Source organism: Streptomyces luteogriseus, assembly GCF_014205055.1.
Classification (GTDB): domain Bacteria; phylum Actinomycetota; class Actinomycetes; order Streptomycetales; family Streptomycetaceae; genus Streptomyces; species Streptomyces luteogriseus.
Genome location: NZ_JACHMS010000001.1, coordinates 5,497,911 through 5,515,396, shown reverse-complemented (window position 1 = coordinate 5,515,396; position 17,486 = coordinate 5,497,911). Strand labels below are relative to the sequence as shown.

Genomic DNA, 17,486 nt, shown 5'->3' with positions numbered 1-17,486 from the left:
GCGGGCCGCGGCTACCGTCGGCCGTATGGACGGTGGACGCCCGGGATGGCGCGCGTGTGTGCTCGGCGGGGCAATCTTCGCCGTCTGCATGGCCGGCACCACGCTGCCGACTCCCCTCTATCCCCTCTACCAGGACAAGTTCGGCTTCTCCGAGCTGACGGTCACCGTGGTCTACGCCCTGTACGCCTTCACGGTGATCGGCGTGCTGCTGCTGGTCGGCAATGCCTCGGACGCCGTGGGCAGGCGCCCGGTGCTGCTGTGCGGCCTGGGCTTCGCGGCCCTGAGTGCCGTCTGCTTCCTGTGCGCCGACGGGCTCGGCTGGCTCTACGCGGGACGGCTGCTGTCGGGACTGTCCGCCGGGCTGTTCACCGGGGCCGCCACGGCGTACGTGATGGAGCTGGCGCCCCGGGGCGGTGCCTCCCGGGCCACGTTCGTGGCGACGGCCGCCAACATGGGCGGGCTGGGCTGCGGTCCGCTGCTCTCCGGGCTTCTCGCGCAGTACGCCCCCTGGCCGCTGTACCTGCCGTTCGTCACCCACCTCGCGCTGGTGGGCGCCTCGGCCGCCGTCCTGCTGCGGCTCGCGGAGACGGTACGGGAGCGGCAGCCGCTGCGCGCCGTACGCCCACAGCGTCCCGCCCTGCCCCCGCGGGTGCGTGCGGTGTTCGGTCCCGCCGCCACAGCCTCCTTCGTCGGGTTCGCCCTGTTCGGGGTGTTCACCTCCGTCAGCCCGGCCTTCCTCGTGGAGTTCCTGGACGTGGACGACCATGCCGTGAGCGGGCTGCTCGTCGCCCTGGCCTTCTTCTCGTCGACCGCCGGGCAGCTGGCGGTCGGCCGGGTCGGCGTACGGCGTTCCCTGCCGCTGGGCTGCGCCGGGCTCCTCGCCGGGCTCGCGCTGCTCGCCGGTGCGCTGCGGTGGGATCAGATGGCCCTGCTGGCCGCCAGCGCGCTCGTCGGGGGGATCGGCCAGGGCCTGGCGTTCCGCGGCGCCCTGTCCGACGTGGCCCAGGCCTCGCCCGAGCAGCAGCGGGCGGCGGTGATCTCGGCCCTGTTCGTGGTGGCCTACGCGGGCATCTCCCTCCCGGTGATCGGCGTCGGACTGCTGACCGGCCCGATCGGCCTGGAGGGGGCGGGGCTGGTGTTCATCGCCAGCATGGCCGTCCTGGTCGTGACGGCGGCGGTGTACCTGCTGCGACGACCGGAACCGGCTCGGGTGTGAGGGTGTGCGCGTGGGATCGTGAGGCCCATGGGTGAGCTGGTGGAACAGGTCGACGAGCAGGACCGGGTGGTCGGGGTGGTCGACCGGGACGAGGCGATCCGCGAGGGCCGGCCGCACCGGGTCGCGACCACGGTGTGCCGTGATCCGCGAGGGCGCGTCCTGGTGTGTCGCAGGCCGGAGCAGGTGTCCCGGTTCCCGGGGCATCACGACTGGCTGATCGGCGGGGCCGTCGAGGTCGGCGAGTCCTACGAGGAGGCGGCGGCCCGGGAGCTGGCGGAGGAGCTGGGCGTCCGGGTGCGGGTGCGGTTCGTCTTCAAGTTCCTCTGCCGAGGGGTGATCAGCCCGTACTGGCTCGGGGTGCACGAGGCCGTCGTGACGGAGCCCCTCGCCCCCGACCCGTCCGAGATCGCCTGGCACGGATGGCTCGGCGAGGCGGAGCTTCGGGAGGCGATGCGGAAGTGGCTGTTCGTGCCCGACGGCCTGGATGTCCTACGGCGCCACCCCGGCCTCGGCCCGCGGACCGCCGTCGCGCCGTAGCCGACTTCCCCGCGCCCGTGGGCCGTTGCGTCACGAAGAAGACCGGGACACCAGCTCCGTGGCCAGGACCATCTGCCTGCGCTCCAGGCCCCGGGAGGCGAGCGGACGGCGGTCGGCGACCTCGGTGAGCAGGAGGTCTATCATCCGGCGGCCCATCTCCTCTATGGGCTGGCGAACGCTGGTCAGCGGCGGTTCCATGTGGCGGGCGATGGCGGAGTCGTCGTAGCCGACGAGCGCCACGTCCTCCGGGATGCGGCGGCCCGCATCGCGCAGCGCCCGGCGGGCGCCGGCCGCGGTGACGTCGGAGGCGGCGAAGACCGCGTCGATGTCGGGGTGGCGCTCCAGCAGGGCCGCCATGGCCCGGTGTCCGCCCTCCTCGGTGAAGTCCCCCGCCTCGATCATCCCCTCGTCCACCCCGAGGCCGGCGTCGCTCATGGCCGCGCGGTAGCCGTCGACACGGCGCTGGGCACCGTAGACGTCGAGGCGGCCGGTGATGTGGGCCACCCGGCTCCGGCCCCGGGACAGCAGATGCTCGACGGCCTGGCGGGCGCCGCCGTAGTTGTCCGAGTCGACCGACGGCAGCGTCTCCGCCGACGAGCGCGGACCGCTGATCACCGCCGGGATCTCCAGCTGGGCCAGCAGGTCGGGCAGCGGGTCGTCCGCGTGCACCGAGACCAGCAGCACACCGTCCACGCGGTGGGCCGCCAGGTACTGGGCGAGGCGGGCGCGTTCCCGGTCGCTGCCCGCGAAGATCAGCAGCAGCTGCATCTCCGTGTCGGACAGCGCCGAGCCGACGCCCTTCAGCATGTCGGAGAAGTACGGCTCGGCGAAGAACCGGGTCTCCGGCTCGGGGACGACCAGCGCGATCGCGTCCGTACGGTTGGCGGCCAGGGCGCGGGCCGCGGTGTTGGGGACGTAGCCGAGCTCCGCGACCGCCGCCTCGACGGCCGCGCGGGTCGCGTCGCTGACCCGGGGCGAGCCGTTGATCACCCGCGAGACGGTGCCGCGGCCGACACCGGCGCGCGCCGCCACCTCTTCGAGGGTGGGCCGGCCACCACTTCGGCCCCGCGCTCCGTGGGTTGCCATGGGCTCCGCCTTCCCGTCCACACCCGCACTCTGCGACTGGCCTGGAATTTAACAGGCCGACCGGTTCTCCGACCGCTGCCGAGGGCTCACCACCCCGGCCCTCCGCTTCGCCGGGAGAACCGGCGCGACCGGCATTCCGGCGGCTTGATCCCTTCGGCCCGGGCCCCAACCGGTCCGGGCCCGGGTCCAGTTAACAGGCCGATAACTGAACGCATCTCTCGCTGTCCGGTCCCTTGACACCTCCACCACGACCGGGGACTCTTCAACACATCACTGGTGGGAGCGCTCCCACGCTACCTGACACATACACAACCCGCACGTTCCCCGCCCGAGCCTTAAGCGCGAAAATCGGTCCGACATGCAGTTGGCCGGGGGGTCGGCACGTCAGGGCAACAGGAGGACGACATGCGAGCACGCATCCGAACCGCCCGCAAGGCGATGGTCGTCGCGGCCGTCGCGTCGCTGGGCGCCGGGCTGCTGGCCGGCTGTGCCGACGACGGCGGAAGCGACGGCTCGTCGGGCGGCAGCGGCGGCGACAGCGGCGGCAAGACCAAGATCACTCTGGGGCTCTTCGGCACCTTCGGGTTCGAGGAGGCCGGCCTCTACAAGGAGTACGAGAAGCTCCACCCGGACATCGACATCCAGCAGACGGTCGTCGAGCGGAACGAGAACTACTACCCCACCCTGGTCAACCACCTGACCACCAACAGCGGCCTGCAGGACATCCAGGGCGTCGAGGTCGGCAACATCGCCGAGATCGTCAAGACCCAGTCCGCCAAACTGCTGGACCTCTCCAAGTACGGCAAGAAGAGCGACTACCTGGAGTGGAAGTGGCAGCAGGCCACCACCGAGGGCGGTGAGACCGTCGGCCTGGGCACGGACGTCGGCCCGATGGCCATCTGCTACCGCAAGGACCTCTTCGAGAAGGCCGGTCTGCCCACCGACCGCGAGGAGGTCGCCAAGCTGTGGGCCGGCGACTGGAAGAAGCTGGTCCAGGTCGGCGAGGACTACAAGAAGAAGGCGCCGAAGGGCACCACCTTCCTGGACTCCCCCGGCGGTCTGCTCCAGGCGATCCTCAGCAGTGAGAAGGATCGCTTCTACGACTCCTCCGGCAAGGTCATCTACAAGTCGAACCCGGCTGTGAAGGACGCGTTCGAACTCACTGCGAAGGCCGCCGAGGACGGACTGATCGGCAACCAGACTCAGTTCCAGCCCGCTTGGGACACGACGATCGCCAACAGCAAGTTCGCCGCGATGTCCTGCCCGCCGTGGATGCTCGGCTACATCAAGGGCAAGTCCAAGCCGGACGCCAAGGGCAAGTGGGACGTGGCCGCGTCGCCGAAGTCCGGCAACTGGGGCGGTTCCTTCCTTGCGGTTCCCAAGTCGGGCAAGAACGCCGAGAAGGCCGCGAAGCTGGCCGCCTGGCTGACCGCACCCGAGCAGCAGGCCAAGCTGTTCGCCGTGCAGGGCAGCTTCCCGAGCACCCCGGCGGCCTATGAGTCGGACGCGGTGAAGAGCGCCAAGAACGAGATGACCGGTGACGCGCCGATCGGCACCATCTTCGCCGCAGCCGCCAAGAGCAGCCCGGTACAGACGATCGGCCCGAAGGACCAGATCATCCAGCAGGGTCTGACGGACAACGGCGTCATCCTCGTCACCCAGGGCAAGTCGCCCGAGGAGGCGTGGAACACGGCCGTCAAGACCATCGACAACAACCTGGACCAGTGACCGGAATGGCAACCAGGCACGACACCGCCGCGCCCCCCGTGAAGGAGGGGGGCGCGGCCCCGGGCCGCCCGCCGGCCGGCGCGGACACGGAGCGGGCGATGAAGAAGCGCGCCCGGCTCTCCCGTCGCTGGCAGCGTGACATGCGATGGAGCCCCTACGCGTTCGTCTCGCCCTTCTTCCTGCTCTTCCTCGCGTTCGGCCTGTTCCCGCTGCTGTACACCGGCTGGGCCTCGCTCCACCAGGTGGAGCTGACGGCACCCACGGACATGTCCTGGGTCGGCCTGCGCAACTACACCCGGATCTTCGACGACGACTTCTTCTGGAACGCGGCGAAGAACACCCTGACGATCGGCATCATCTCCACGGTTCCGCAGCTGCTGATGGCGATGGGCTTGGCGCACATCCTCAACTACAAGCTGCGCGGCTCCACCTTCTACCGCGTCGTCATGCTGGCCCCCTACGCCACGTCGATCGCCGCCGCCTCGCTGGTCTTCGTGCTGCTCTTCGGCCGCGACTACGGCATGATCAACTGGGCTCTGAACGCGGTCGGCATCGACCACGTCGACTGGCAGAACGGCAAGTGGCCGTCTCAAATCGCCGTGTCCAGCATCATCGTCTGGCGCTGGACGGGGTACAACGCGCTCATCTACCTGGCCGCGATGCAGGCGATCCCGCAGGACCTCTACGAGTCGGCTGCACTGGACGGAGCCAGCCGCTGGCGGCAGTTCCTCCATGTCACGCTGCCCTCGCTGCGTCCGACGATCCTGTTCACGGTCGTGGTGTCGACCATCGGCGCCTCGCAGGTGTTCGGCGAGCCACTGCTCTTCGACGCGAACAAGGGTGCCTCCGGCGGATCACAGCACCAGTTCCAGACGCTCGGCCTGTACCTGTATGAGCAGGGCTGGATCAACCAGCACCTGGGCCGCGCCTCCGCCATCGCCTGGACGATGTTCCTGATCCTCATCGTGATCGGGGTCGTCAATTACGTCATCTCGCGCCGGCTGCGCGCCAGTAGCTAAGGAGAACCGGCCGTGACGACGACCCTGACGAAACCCCCGGCCGACGCGGTCCCCGAGCCGCCGAAGCGGTCACGTGGCATGAAGGCGGCGCGCGCGGGCGGGCAGCTGCACGCCGGCCCGGTGGCGTACGTCATCCTTGCCCTCTTCACCGTCATCTCGCTGTTCCCGCTGGTGTGGACAGCTATCGCCGCCTCGCGCGACAACCAGCGCCTGGCGCAGACCCCGCCGCCGTTCTGGTTCGGCTCGGGCCTCTTCGACAAGCTCGAAGTGGCCTGGACGGACGCCAACCTGGGCGAGGCGTTCCTCAACACCACCCTGGTGGCCGGCATCTCGTCGTTCACCATCGTGTTCCTGTCGACGATCGCCGGATTCGCCTTCGCCAAGCTGCGCTTCAAGGGCCGTGGCGCGGCAATGCTGGTGGTGATCGGCACCATGATGGTGCCGCCGCAGCTCAGCATCATCCCGCTGTACATGATGGTCGCAAAGCTCGACTGGACGGACCAGCTCCAAGCGGTGATCTTCCCGTCGTTGGTGAGCGCGTTCGGTGTGTTCTTCATGCGGCAGTACCTGATCCAGGCGCTGCCGGACGAGATCATCGAGGCTGCCCGCGTGGACGGCGCGAGCAGCTGGCGCGTGGTGTGGCACGTGGTGTTCCCGACCGCGCGGCCCGCGATGGCAGTCCTGGGCATGCTGATGTTCGTGCAGACGTGGAACGACTTCCTGTGGCCCTTCCTGGTCCTGACCCAGACCGGCAACCCGACCGTGCAGGTGGCGGTGGCGGGGCTGGGGCGCGGCTACACCCCGGATCAGTCGCTGATCATGGCCGGCGCCCTGCTGGGCACACTGCCGCTCCTGATCGTCTTCGCGATCTTCGGCAAGCAGATCGTCGGTGGCATCATGCAGGGCGCCGTCAAGGGCTGAGTCCTGCTTTCCCAGGGGCCGAGCCACAGCCGCCTCGGCCCCTTTCCCCTCCCCCCTCCACTCGTCGGTCCATACGACCCCCTTGGGAGCGCTTCCATGCCTGATTCCGAGAACCCGGCCACTCCGGTGACCTTCCCGCCCGCCTTCCTGTGGGGCGCGGCGACGTCCGCGTACCAGATCGAGGGTGCGGTGCGGGAGGACGGCCGTACGCCGTCGATCTGGGACACCTTCAGCCACACCCCGGGCAAGACGGCCGGTGGCGAGACCGGTGACATCGCTGTCGACCACTACCACCGCTACCGCGACGACGTGGCGCTGATGGCGGAGCTGGGCCTGGGCGCCTACCGCTTCTCCATCTCGTGGTCGCGGGTGCAGCCGACCGGGCGTGGCCCGGCCGTGCAGAAGGGCCTGGACTTCTACCGGCGGCTGGTGGACGAGCTGCTGGCCAAGAACATCAAGCCGGCCGTCACCCTGTACCACTGGGACCTGCCGCAGGAGCTGGAGGACGCGGGCGGCTGGCCGGAGCGTGACACGGCGTACCGGTTCGCGGAGTACGCGCAGATCGTCGGCGAGGCGCTGGGCGACCGGGTGGAGCAGTGGATCACGCTCAACGAGCCGTGGTGCAGCGCGTTCCTGGGCTATGCCTCCGGGGTGCACGCCCCGGGCCGCACCGATCCGGCCGCCTCGTTGCGAGCCGCGCACCATCTGAACCTGGCGCACGGGTTGGGCGCGTCCGCGCTGCGGTCGGTGATGCCGGCCCGCAACACCGTCGCGGTCAGCCTCAACTCGTCGGTGGTACGGCCGCTTTCGCAGGACCCGGCGGATCTCGACGCGGCCCGCAGGATCGACGACCTGGCCAACGGAGTGTTCCACGGGCCGATGCTGCACGGCGCCTACCCGGAGACGCTGTACGTGGCGACGGCGTCCCTCACGGACTGGGACTTCGTCCTCGACGGCGACCTGGAGCTGATCAACCAGCCGCTGGACGCGCTGGGCCTCAACTACTACACGCCGTCGCTGGTCTCGGCGGCGGACGCGTCGGCGCAGGCGCCGCGCGCCGACGGCCACGGTGCGAGCGCCCACTCGCCGTGGCCGGCCGCGGACGACGTCGCCTTCCACCAGACGCCCGGCGACCGCACGGAGATGGGCTGGACGATCGACCCGACCGGTCTGCACGAGCTGATCATGCGCTACACCCGCGAGGCGCCGGGTCTGCCGCTGTACATCACGGAGAACGGCGCGGCCTACGACGACAAGATCGACTCCGACGGCCGGGTGCACGACCCGGAGCGGGTCGCCTACCTGCACGGCCACCTGTCGGCGGTCCGCCGGGCCATCGCCGACGGCGCGGACGTCCGCGGCTACTACCTGTGGTCCCTGATGGACAACTTCGAGTGGGCGTACGGCTACGGCAAGCGCTTCGGCGCCGTCTACGTGGACTACGCCACGCTGGAACGCACGCCGAAGACGAGCGCCCACTGGTACGGCCGGGCGGCGCGGACCGGGGCGCTGCCCGAGGTCGAGGCGGTCTGACCGACGGGGGAACGGGGGCGGGGCGCGGCACCATTAGGGGAGTGCCGCGCCCCGGCCGTCTCTCAGCGGTGGCTGCCCGACAGGAGCCGGCGGGTCGTCTCCACGCCCCACTGGTCCAGGGACAGCAGACGGTCGCTGGAGGCCATCAGGCCCCCGGTGGACTCCACGTGCGCCGCCCACCGTTCGCGGGTCTCGACCGCCGGGCGGGCCATCAGGCAGTCCGGGTCGTTGGTCCAGAGGCGGTGGTGCTGCCACTGGCGGGCCGCTCCGGTGAACTCGGCCGGGTCCTGGCCGGGTTGGCTGTGGTCATCGGCCTCCGGGCGGCGGTGGGGTGCCGTGTCGGGGCTGACGCGCATCGCGTCGAACAGGCCGATGGAGGCCAGGAGGGGCGCGCCGCAGCCCAGGAGGTAGGCGTCCTCGCCGATGGCATCGCGGATCAGGGCGATGCCGGCCCGGTAGGCCGTGAGGGCGTCGGTGTCCGCGTGGCGTACGCCGTCCAGGGCGCCCGCGTAGAGGAAGTCGGTCTTGAAGTAGTCGTAGCCCTCCGCGCGCAGCGTCGTGAAGACCTCGGTCAGGTACGCCGCCGCGTCCGGGTGAGTGGTGTCCAGGACGCGCAGGTCGTGGCCCCAGTTGCGGCCGGCGTGCGCGAAGCCGCCGGTGGTGTCGCGGACCAGCCAGTCGGGGTGCGCTGCGGCCAGGTCGCTCGCCGGGTCGACGAGGAACGGGGCCGTCCAGATGCCGGCGCGGCGGCCGCGGGAGCGGATCTTCTCGGCGATGCCGGCGCGGGAGCGGAAGCGGCCGGAGAGGGTGAGCCAGTCGCCGAGGGCGCGCTGGTAGCCGTCGTCGATCTGGACGACGTCGACGGGCAGGTCGAGGGTGTCCATCGCGCGGAGGTTCTCGTGGATGTCGTCCTCGGTGACGGCCGTGAAGTACTCGTACCAGGAGCACCAGACGGTCGGTGCCGGGCGGGGCGTGTCGAGGCCGAGGCCGGTGGCCCAGTCGCCCAGGACCGACTGGATGTCCGGGCCGGTCCACTCCTTCACCGGCCCGTCGGCGCTGATCTCGGCGACCCTTCCGTCCCCGGTGACCAGCCGGATCGACGGCACCTCACGCGTCGGCTCGGCCGCCGCCCAGAGCCGGACCGGCGAGCCGTCGCCGGGGTCCAGGGCGAGCAGACCCTCGCCCTGGAAGGTGCCCTCGGGGACGGTGACGCCGGGCCGGTAGCAGACGGTCGCCCAGTTGGCGTTCGTCGGGCGATGGGGCGTCGCGCCGAGGGCGTAGGCGCCGCTGGGGCTCCAGGACTGCCAGCCCTCCTCGTGGACGCGTGCCTTGCGGGGGTCGACCGGCACGGAGGCGACCGGGGTGAAGGGCTGGTGCACGGAGGTTCTCTTTCGGGGAGTGGGCCGTCAGCCCTTGTTGGCGCCCAGGGTGAGGCCGCTGACGAACTGGCGCTGGAGCGCGAAGTAGACGATCAGGGTGGGGACGGCGGTGAGCAGGGCGCCGGCGGCGACCAGGTTGGGGTCGGTGAAGTACTGGCCGGAGAGGTTGTTCAGGGCCGAGGTGATGGGCATGTTCTCGCCGGTGGAGATGAGGACGATGGCCCAGAAGAAGTCGTTGTAGATCCAGATGGACAGCAACGTGGCCAGGGCGGCCATCGCGGGCTTGCACAGGGGCAGCACGATCTGCCAGTACAGGCGCCAGACGGAGGCGCCGTCGACCAGGGCGGCCTCGGTGAGTTCGTGCGGCAGGGAGCGCATGTAGTTGCTCAGCACGAAGGCGCAGAACCCGGACTGGAACGCCACGTGGATGAGCACCAGGCCGAGCGCGGAGTCGTAGAGCTTGCCGCTCATGGTGATGCCGGGCAGGTCGATCAGCAGGTACAGGCGGTACAGCGGGGTGATGATGACCTGCTGGGGCAGCAGGTTGCCGGCGGTGAACACCAGCAGCAGGAACAGGTTGACCCGGAAGTCGAAGCGGCTGACGTAGAAGGCGACCATCGACGACAGCAGCAGCGTCAGCAGCACGGCCGGGACGGCGATCAGCAGCGTGGTGCCGAAGTAGTGCAGCATGTCCGACTGCTGGAACGCGTTGATGAAGTTGTCGAAGCTCAGCTTGTCGGGCCAGGAGACGTAACCCTTGGCGCTCGTCTCGGCGTACGGGCGCATCGCCGCGAGCATCGCCCACAGCAGCGGCGCGAGCCAGGCCAGCGCCGTGACGACGAGGAAGGTGTGCAGCAGGATCCGGGCGGGGCGGATCGGGGTGCGCTGCTTGCGCGGGGCGCCAGAGTTCAAAGGGGCGGCGCGAAGCGCCACGTTCAGGGTGGTGGTGGGCGACGGGTGGGAGCTCATGCGCGCCGCTCCTTCCGGAAGGTGGCGATCAGGTACGGGATGATCACCGCGAGCGAGATCACCAGCAGGACGACGGCGATCGCGGAGCCGTAGCCGATGCGGCTGGACTCGCCGATGATGTTGTTGGTCACCAGGATCGACAGCAGTTCGGTGCCCTGGGCGCCCTTGTTGAAGACGAAGACCAGGTCGAAGGCGCGCAACGCCTCGATGATGGTGACGACCAGGACCACGGTGTTGGTGGGGCGCAGGGTCGGGAAGACGACGTTCTTGAACGTCTGCCACTCACTGGCGCCGTCCAGGGCGGACGCCTCGCGCAGGGCGGGGTCGACGCTCTTCAGGCCGGCCAGGTAGAGGATCATCATGTAGCCGGCGTGCCGCCAGGACGCGGCGATGAGGATCGCCCAGAGGTTGAGGTCCGGGTCGCCGATCCAGTCGATGTAGTGACCGGGCTTGTTGGCGCCGATCAGGCTGTTGATCAGGCCCGTGTCCGGGTTGTAGATCAGCTGCCAGACGAACCCGATGACCGCCAGCGACATCACGACCGGCAGGAAGAACGCGGTCTGGTAGACGCGGCTGAAGCGGATCTTCTTGTCCAGCTGCACGGCCAGGAACAGGCCGAAGGGCGTGGGCAGCAGGATGAGCACCACGAACCAGATGACGTTGTGCTCGACGGCGGGCCAGAACTGCGGGTTGCTGGTGAACAGTTCACGGAAGTTCTGAAGTCCGACCCACGTGATGGAGTCGAAGCCGATGCCGTCCCAGGTGGTGAAGGCCAGCGCGATCGAGGCCAGCGCCGTCAGCCACACCAGGGCGACGTGCAGGATCGTGGGCACGCCCGCCATCAGGCCGAGCGTGACGCGGTCGCGGCGGGTGAGCAGCCGCCGGTGGCCGTGGGGCGCCTTGGCGGTCGGGGACGTGGGGGCGGGCCCCGGGGCCGGCGAGGTGGCCGGCTCCGGAGCCTTCGCGGGGGTGGCGGTCATGTCGTGATCCGAGTCGTCGGGTCTCCGTTGGTCAGGAGGAGGCGAAGATCGTCTTCTTCTGGCGTTCGATCGACGAGAGGATGCTGTCGACGTTCTTCGGGTTGCGGACGAAGTTCTGCAGGGCGGGCTGCATCACCGTCGACGTGAAGTCCGGGCGGGAGTCGCGGTCCATGAACTGCGTCAGGCTCTTCGCGCCGGAGATCATCTCGAAGGACTTCTTCTGCAGCGCGGTGTAGGAGGAGGTGTCGGCCTTGGTGGAGGCGGCGACCACGCTGGAGTCGGCCTTGAGGTAGATCTGCTCGGCCTCGGGCGTGCCCAGGTACTCCAGGAGCTTGGCGGCGCCGGCGCGGTTCTTCGGGGCCTTGGAGAGCATGAAGCCGTCGGTGGGCGCTTCGACGGTGTCCTGCCCGAACTGCGGGTCGATCTCCGGGAAGGCGAAGAAGTCCAGGTCGTCGAGGTCGGCCTTGTCGGTGAACTGCTGGCCCACGAAGGTGCCCAGCAGGTACATGCCGGCCTTCTTGGCCACCAGCGTCTGCGCCGCGTCCTGCCAGGTGCGGCCCACCGCCCCCTCCTGGTGGTAGGGCAGGATCTCCGACCAGTGGTCGAAGACCTTGCGCACCTTGGGGTCGGTCCAGGAGGCCTTGCCGGCCATCAGCTCGACGTGGAAGTCGTAGCCGTTGGTGCGGAAGTTGATCTGGTCGAAGGTGCCCATCGCGGGCCACGCGTCCTTGTCGCCGAAGGCGATCGGGACGAGCCCGTCCTTCTGCATCCGCTTGCACAGGGCGACGAAGTCGTCCCAGGTGGTGGGGACCTTGTAGCCGTGCTGGTCGAAGACGCTCTTGCGGTAGAACACCGCCCACGGGTACGTGTACAGCGGCACGAAGTAGTACTTGCCGTCCTCGCCCTTGCTGAGCTTCTGCATCGCCTCCGGGAAGTTGCCGCCGATCTTCTGCCACACGTCGTCGATCGGGGTGGCCAGCTTCTTCGAGGCGAAGAACTGCATGCGGTAGCCGGCGAACCAGGTGAACACGTCGTCGGGCGTGCCCTGGAGGTAGGAGTTGATCTGCTCCTGGAACGTGTTGTGGTCCTTGGTGTTCACGTCGACCTTGATGCCGGACTTCTTGGTGAAGGCGGCGTAGATCTCCGCGAAGGCCTTCTTCGGCACGGCGTCGGACGAGTTGGAGCCGAGACTGACCGTCTTCGGGTCTGCGGACGAGCCGCTGCCGCCGCAGGCGCTCAGCAGGGGTATGCCGGCGCCGAGCAGGGCCGCACCGCCCATTCCTCGCAGCAGGGTGCGGCGGCTGGGAGCGGGGAGGGAGAAACCGGAGGGAGAGAGGTCGTGCATGGACGGCTCCTGAGGGCAGGGTTCGGCCACGAGGGTGTGGCGTGAAATCCAGCCGTAATCGACCAGAAATCAACTTGACCGAACACGGTGGCGCAATGACAGCCGCATGTCCGGTCATGCGTCAAGAGCCGTCCCCTTCATTTGTCGAAACGTGACCGTCCCGTGAAGACCGCCGGTGCGGAGCGCTCAGTGGGACCGGGAGCGGTGGTACGCGGCGGCGAGCCTGCCGGGGCGGCGGCGCCGCGGCTGCCGGTGCCCTCCGCTCGCGGGAGCGCGGCCGTCCAGCTGGATCCAGACCCGCACCTCGGTGCCGCCGAGCACCGAGGATCCGAGCCGTACGTCCCCGCCGGTGGACTCCGCGAGCCGGCGCACGATGTCCAGGCCGAGCCCGGTGGAGCCGTCGCTGCCCGAGCCGCGGCCTCGCGCCATCGCGGCCTCGGGGTCGGGTATGCCGGGGCCCGCGTCGGAGACGAGGACGATCACCGCGTCCTCGCCGTTGTGCACGTCGACCGCGAAGGCGGTGCCCTCCGCCGTGTGCCGGAAGACGTTCCCCAGCAACGCGTCGAGCGCGGCGGCCAGGTCGGCGCGGGCCACGGGTATGCGCACCGGCCGGTCGGCCCCGGCCACCCGCCACTTGCGGCCCTCGTCCTCCGCGAGCGCCGACCAGAACGCCATCCGCTCCCGGACCACCTCGGCCGCGTCGCACCCGGCGCCGGGACCGACCGCGGCCGTCTGCGGTTTGGCCTCCCGGGCCGTACGGATGATGGTGTCGACCTCGCGCTCCAGCTGCTCGACCGCGGTGCGGGTCTGGTCGGCGGCGGGTCCCTCGCCGAGCGAGGCGGTGTTGAGCCGCAGCACGGTCAGGGGCGTGCGCAGCCGGTGGGACAGGTCGGCCGCGAGCTCCCGCTCGTTCGCCAGGAGCTGGACGACCTGGTCGGCCATCGAGTTGAAGGCGGTCGCCGCGAGCCGCAGTTCGCTCGGGCCCTCCTCGGGCACGCGGGCACCGAGCCGGCCCTCCCCCAGCTCGTGAGCCCCCTCGACCAGGCGCTGCGCGGGCCGGACCATGCGGACGCCCAGCCGGTCGGCGACCGCGACCGAGCCGAGGATCAGCGCCACCCCGACCCCGGCGAGCACCGCCCAGGCGGTCCCCACGCCGTTGGTGACGTCGGACTCCGGCACGTACACCTCGACGACCGCGATCTTGCCGGTGCTGAGGGCGACGGGCTGGAGCAGCGTCCAGCCGCCGGTGACGCCGGTGGTGGAGGCGCGGCCCAGCTTCCGCACGGCCGCGATCTCCTCGTCGGCGGCGCGCCGCCGCCCCAGTTCGAGGGCCTCCTGGCCGTCTCCCTCCGGAAGGTGCACGGCCATCCCCGCGTCGGAGCCGGCCGAGGCGACGACCCGCTCCAGCTGGTCGCGGTCGGTGGTGATGGACAGGGCGGGGGCGACCGCCGCGGCCTCCCGCTCGGCGTTGGAGAAGGCGCGGTCGCGGGCCATCTCGCGGATGACGAGTCCGAGCGGCACGGCGAAGGCCAGCACGACCATGGTGGTCACCGCCAGCGACACCTTGACCAGGGCCCACCTCATCGCGGCGCCCCCGGTGGTTCGAGCTTCACCCCTACGCCCCGGAGGGTGTGCAGATAGCGCGGGCTGGCCGCCGTCTCGCCCAGTTTCCTGCGCAGCCAGGACAGATGGACGTCGATGGTCTGGTCGTCGCCGTAGGACTGCTGCCACACCTCGGCGAGCAGCTCCTTGCGGGGGACGACGACGCCGGGCCGGCCCGCCAGGAAGGCGAGCAGGTCGAACTCGCGGCGGGTGAGGTCGAGTCGGGCGCCGTCCAGCTCGGCCTGGCGGCGCAGCGGGTCGACGGTCAGGCCCCCGACCCGGATCACGGGGGACGGCCCCCCTTCCGCGGCGCCGGAGCGGGCGCGGCGCAGCACGGCCGCCATCCGGGCCGAGAGGTGTTCGACCGAGAAGGGCTTGGTCAGGTAGTCGTCCGCCCCGGCGTTCAACAGCCGTACGATCTCCGTCTCGTCGTCCCGGGCCGTGGCGACGATCACCGGCACGTCCGTGATCCCGCGCAGCATCTTCAGGGCCTCGGACCCGTCGAGATCGGGCAGTCCGAGGTCCAGGATCACCACGTCGAAGCGGAAATGGGCGACCTCGCGCAGCGCCTCCAGCGCCGTCCCGACGCTGCGCACGGTGTGCGAGGCGTCGGTCAGGTGCCGGATCAGCGCCGAGCGTACGAACTGGTCGTCCTCGACCACGAGCACACTTGCCATGCGCCGCACCGTACGCCATCTCGAACAGCCGGGTGCGGGCCTGTGGACAACTCCCCGGCTGGGGCCAACCGACCCTCGGACGACCCCGATTGTGGACACCGCGTGGGACGCGTGAGGCAGTATGGCCCGCGATGCGCAGAGGACTCGTACACGGACTGGCCTGGCTGCTCGCCACGGGCGCGGCGGTCACGCTGTCGTGGTGGGGTGTCCACACGGTGATGGCGGGAACGGCCTACGACCCGCCGCGCGCCCTGCCCATCAAGGCCGCCGACGCGTCCACCCGGGAGCCGAGGGCGCCGGCCACGCCGGAGCCGGAACGGGCGCTTCCGCCGAAGCGGCGGGAGCCGAGCAGCGCGCCTCCGGCGTCCGCGTCCGGGAAGCCGAGCCCCTCCCCCACGCCGTCCTCGTCCTCGCCCGGCACCTCCCCCGCCGCCGCCTCCGGCCGGGTCAGGAGCTACGACACCGACGGCGGCCGGGCGGTCTTCGACCTGGGCAAGGTCTCCGCCTCGCTGGTCTCGGCGACGCCCGGCGCGGGCTGGTCGATGCAGGTGTGGAAGACGGAGTCGTGGATCCGCGTGGAGTTCTCCTCGGGCGCGGACCGGGTGTCGGTGTTCTGCACCTGGCACGACGGGCCGCCGCGGGTGGAGATCGGGACCTACTGAGTGCGGTATGTGGTGATCGGCGCCTGCCGAGGGCCGTCGGCGGGCACCGGCGTCCGCCGGGTGCCGTCGGGGGTCATCTGAACACCGACGCCGGTGGTGCGGGCGACGCCACCGCGGCGACGTCCGTGACGGGCGCGGCCCCACCGGTGAAGTCCGTGAGGGTCCTGCCGTGCTCGACCCGGGCGGGATGCGGGTCGGAGGCGGCGAGGCGGGTCAGCTCGGCGACGGGCAGCGGGTGGTCGGAGGCGACCAGGACCGCGTTCCCGAAGCGCTTGCCGCGCAGCACCGCGGGATCCGCCACCAGCGCGAGCTCCTCGAAACGGGCGGCGGCGGTGGCGATCTGGCCGCGCAGGTGGGCGAGCGGCGGTCCGTCGGCGAGGTTGGCGGCGTAGACCCCGCCGGGCTTGAGGGCCCTGCGCACGTCGTCGAGGAACTCGGTCGAGGTCAGGTGGGCCGGCGTCCGGGCCCCGCTGAACACGTCGGTGATGACGAGGTCGGCCCAGCCGTCGGGCACCTTGGCGAGACCCTCGCGGGCGTCGGTGGAGCGCACCCGTATGCGCGCGTTCGGATCCAACGGCAGCTCGCGGCGGACCAGTTGGACGAGGGTGCCGTCCCGTTCGACGACCTGCTGGGTGGAGCGGGGCCGGGTGGCGGCGACGTAGCGGGCGAGGGTGAGGGCGCCGCCGCCGAGGTGCACGGCGTGCACGGGCCGGCCGGGCGGGGCGACGAGGTCGATCACGTGCCCGAGGCGGCGCTGGTACTCGAAGGACAGGTACGCCGGGTCGTCCAGGTCGACGTGCGACTGCGGGGCCCCGTCGATCACCAGGGTCCAGGCCCGGGTCCGCTCGCGGTCGGGGATCAGCTCGGCGAGCCCGCCGTCGACGCTCTCGACGACGGCCTCCGCACCGGCCTGTCTGCGCCGGCCGCCCTTGGACTTTCCCATGGGGTCATTATCGGGGTGGGCTGTTAAGCAGGGCGTACGCTCCCGCGGCCCGGCATGCTGAGGCGGCGGAGCGGCAGCAGTTCCGGGGGCTCCTCGGCAGCAGTGCCGGGGGCTCCTCGGCAGCAGTGCCGGGGGCTCCTCGGCAGCAGTGCCGGGGGCTCCTCGGCGGCAGCTGCCCCGGGGGCCGTCGGCGGCAGAAGTCCCGGAGCGACTCAGCGGCAGCAGTCCGGGAGCCCCTCAGCGGCAGCTGTCCGCCGCCTTGATCATCCGGGCGGCCTCTCCCAGGGCCTCGCGCAGCACCGCGGGATCGGTCGCGAGGTCCGCCTCACCGGGCGGCAGCAGCCAGTCCGAGCCCGCCACGGGAGGCTCGGGCGCCAGGGTCGCTCCGCGTCCGTCGGTCTCCGTGCAGGTGCTCCCCGGCAGGTCCCACGCGGCGGCCGTCCCCGGCGGCACCAGGAAGCCCAGGGTGTCACCGCCGTCGTCGTGCAGTACCGGTCCCACCGTGTCTCCTGGCCCGCGCCGCAGGATGTCGACAGCCTCCAGCCCCTGCCGCGCCGGCACCGTAACCACATCGCAACCGGCCACCGGCGCACCCGGCGGCGTACGAGGATCGTTGATCCGGCTGGTCTCCATCCCGGCCTCCACCACGAAAACCCCTGTTTGGACGAGCGGTCGGGAATGGGGGCCTCCCGGTCCGCGAGGTTCAACGCGGCAGACCGTCAACGGCTACGGCGGAAGTCAGCCGCAAAGGATGGCACTTCATGGCAGATCACGGATGAGATATCCGGTTTGTAGCCAAACCCAGCGTGGTGACTCCATCACAGCAGGTACGTTCTTGCCCGCCGGACACAGGGCCGACCATGCGGACAACTCGCGACAAGTCGCTCTG

16 protein-coding genes are annotated in these 17,486 nt (G+C 70.7%); 7 read left to right on the top strand and 9 right to left on the bottom strand.

Annotation, left to right across the window (positions count from 1 at the left end; all coding sequences use genetic code 11):
• Positions 1 to 25 precede the first annotated feature (25 nt).
• Together BJ965_RS24495 and BJ965_RS24490 are read left to right on the top strand one after the other, a co-directional pair.
• On the top strand, positions 26 to 1,216 hold the full coding sequence (locus BJ965_RS24495; RefSeq protein ID WP_184910791.1) for an MFS transporter: 1,191 nt from the start codon (positions 26 to 28) through the stop codon (positions 1,214 to 1,216).
• 27 nt (positions 1,217 to 1,243) lie between these two features.
• Positions 1,244 to 1,753, top strand: coding sequence for an NUDIX domain-containing protein (locus BJ965_RS24490; RefSeq protein WP_184910789.1), 510 nt, complete (start codon positions 1,244 to 1,246; stop codon positions 1,751 to 1,753).
• A gap of 30 nt (positions 1,754 to 1,783) precedes the next feature.
• Here BJ965_RS24490 and BJ965_RS24485 read toward each other — a convergent pair whose 3' ends face one another.
• Positions 1,784 to 2,839 (bottom strand): LacI family DNA-binding transcriptional regulator, encoded by a 1,056-nt coding sequence (locus tag BJ965_RS24485; RefSeq protein WP_030838043.1) that lies wholly within the window; start codon positions 2,837 to 2,839, stop codon positions 1,784 to 1,786.
• Positions 2,840 to 3,244: 405 nt separating this feature from the next.
• On the opposite strand from BJ965_RS24485, the gene BJ965_RS24480 reads away from it, so the two are divergent.
• From BJ965_RS24480 to BJ965_RS24465, 4 genes are all read left to right on the top strand, one after another.
• Positions 3,245 to 4,567, top strand: a complete 1,323-nt coding sequence (locus BJ965_RS24480; RefSeq protein ID WP_184910787.1) for an ABC transporter substrate-binding protein — start codon at positions 3,245 to 3,247, stop codon at positions 4,565 to 4,567.
• A 5-nt stretch (positions 4,568 to 4,572) separates the two neighbouring features.
• A complete protein-coding gene (locus tag BJ965_RS24475) occupies positions 4,573 to 5,586 on the top strand; it encodes a carbohydrate ABC transporter permease (protein WP_184910785.1) in 1,014 nt (337 codons plus the stop codon).
• Positions 5,587 to 5,598: 12 nt separating this feature from the next.
• Complete coding sequence (locus BJ965_RS24470; RefSeq protein WP_102912406.1) at positions 5,599 to 6,507, top strand: carbohydrate ABC transporter permease; 909 nt, start codon at positions 5,599 to 5,601, stop codon at positions 6,505 to 6,507.
• A gap of 96 nt (positions 6,508 to 6,603) precedes the next feature.
• A complete protein-coding gene (locus BJ965_RS24465) occupies positions 6,604 to 8,040 on the top strand; it encodes a GH1 family beta-glucosidase (RefSeq protein ID WP_184910783.1) in 1,437 nt (478 codons plus the stop codon).
• 62 nt (positions 8,041 to 8,102) lie between these two features.
• Here BJ965_RS24465 and BJ965_RS24460 read toward each other — a convergent pair whose 3' ends face one another.
• From BJ965_RS24460 to BJ965_RS24435, 6 genes are all read right to left on the bottom strand, one after another.
• Positions 8,103 to 9,419 (bottom strand): glycoside hydrolase family 36 protein, encoded by a 1,317-nt coding sequence (locus BJ965_RS24460; protein WP_184910781.1) that lies wholly within the window; start codon positions 9,417 to 9,419, stop codon positions 8,103 to 8,105.
• Between the two features lie 27 nt (positions 9,420 to 9,446).
• On the bottom strand, positions 9,447 to 10,388 hold the full coding sequence (locus BJ965_RS24455) for a carbohydrate ABC transporter permease (RefSeq protein WP_246545972.1): 942 nt from the start codon (positions 10,386 to 10,388) through the stop codon (positions 9,447 to 9,449).
• The gene (locus BJ965_RS24450) at positions 10,385 to 11,368 is read right to left on the bottom strand and encodes a carbohydrate ABC transporter permease (protein WP_184910779.1); all 984 of its coding nucleotides are present in this window, start codon (positions 11,366 to 11,368) and stop codon (positions 10,385 to 10,387) included. The genes BJ965_RS24455 and BJ965_RS24450 overlap by 4 nt, the downstream gene beginning before the upstream one ends.
• 31 nt (positions 11,369 to 11,399) lie before the next feature.
• Entirely contained in the window at positions 11,400 to 12,713 is a 1,314-nt protein-coding gene (locus BJ965_RS24445) for an ABC transporter substrate-binding protein (RefSeq protein WP_184910777.1), read from the bottom strand.
• 186 nt (positions 12,714 to 12,899) lie between these two features.
• Complete coding sequence (locus tag BJ965_RS24440) at positions 12,900 to 14,297, bottom strand: sensor histidine kinase (protein ID WP_184910775.1); 1,398 nt, start codon at positions 14,295 to 14,297, stop codon at positions 12,900 to 12,902.
• Positions 14,294 to 14,992: a response regulator transcription factor gene (locus tag BJ965_RS24435; RefSeq protein ID WP_184910773.1), complete on the bottom strand. Its 699-nt coding sequence runs from the start codon at positions 14,990 to 14,992 to the stop codon at positions 14,294 to 14,296. Before BJ965_RS24435 ends, BJ965_RS24440 begins: the two co-directional genes overlap by 4 nt.
• A 131-nt stretch (positions 14,993 to 15,123) precedes the next feature.
• On the opposite strand from BJ965_RS24435, the gene BJ965_RS24430 reads away from it, so the two are divergent.
• Positions 15,124 to 15,654 carry a hypothetical protein gene (locus tag BJ965_RS24430; RefSeq protein WP_184910771.1) on the top strand — a complete coding sequence of 177 codons (531 nt, stop codon included), beginning with the start codon at positions 15,124 to 15,126 and terminating at the stop codon, positions 15,652 to 15,654.
• A gap of 73 nt (positions 15,655 to 15,727) precedes the next feature.
• On the opposite strand, the gene BJ965_RS24425 is transcribed toward BJ965_RS24430, so the two are convergent.
• Both BJ965_RS24425 and BJ965_RS24420 read right to left on the bottom strand, forming a co-directional pair.
• Positions 15,728 to 16,597 (bottom strand): spermidine synthase, encoded by an 870-nt coding sequence (locus BJ965_RS24425; RefSeq protein WP_184910769.1) that lies wholly within the window; start codon positions 16,595 to 16,597, stop codon positions 15,728 to 15,730.
• Positions 16,598 to 16,834: 237 nt separating this feature from the next.
• Positions 16,835 to 17,230, bottom strand: a complete 396-nt coding sequence (locus BJ965_RS24420) for a hypothetical protein (RefSeq protein ID WP_184910767.1) — start codon at positions 17,228 to 17,230, stop codon at positions 16,835 to 16,837.
• Between the last annotated feature and the right edge of the window lie 256 nt (positions 17,231 to 17,486).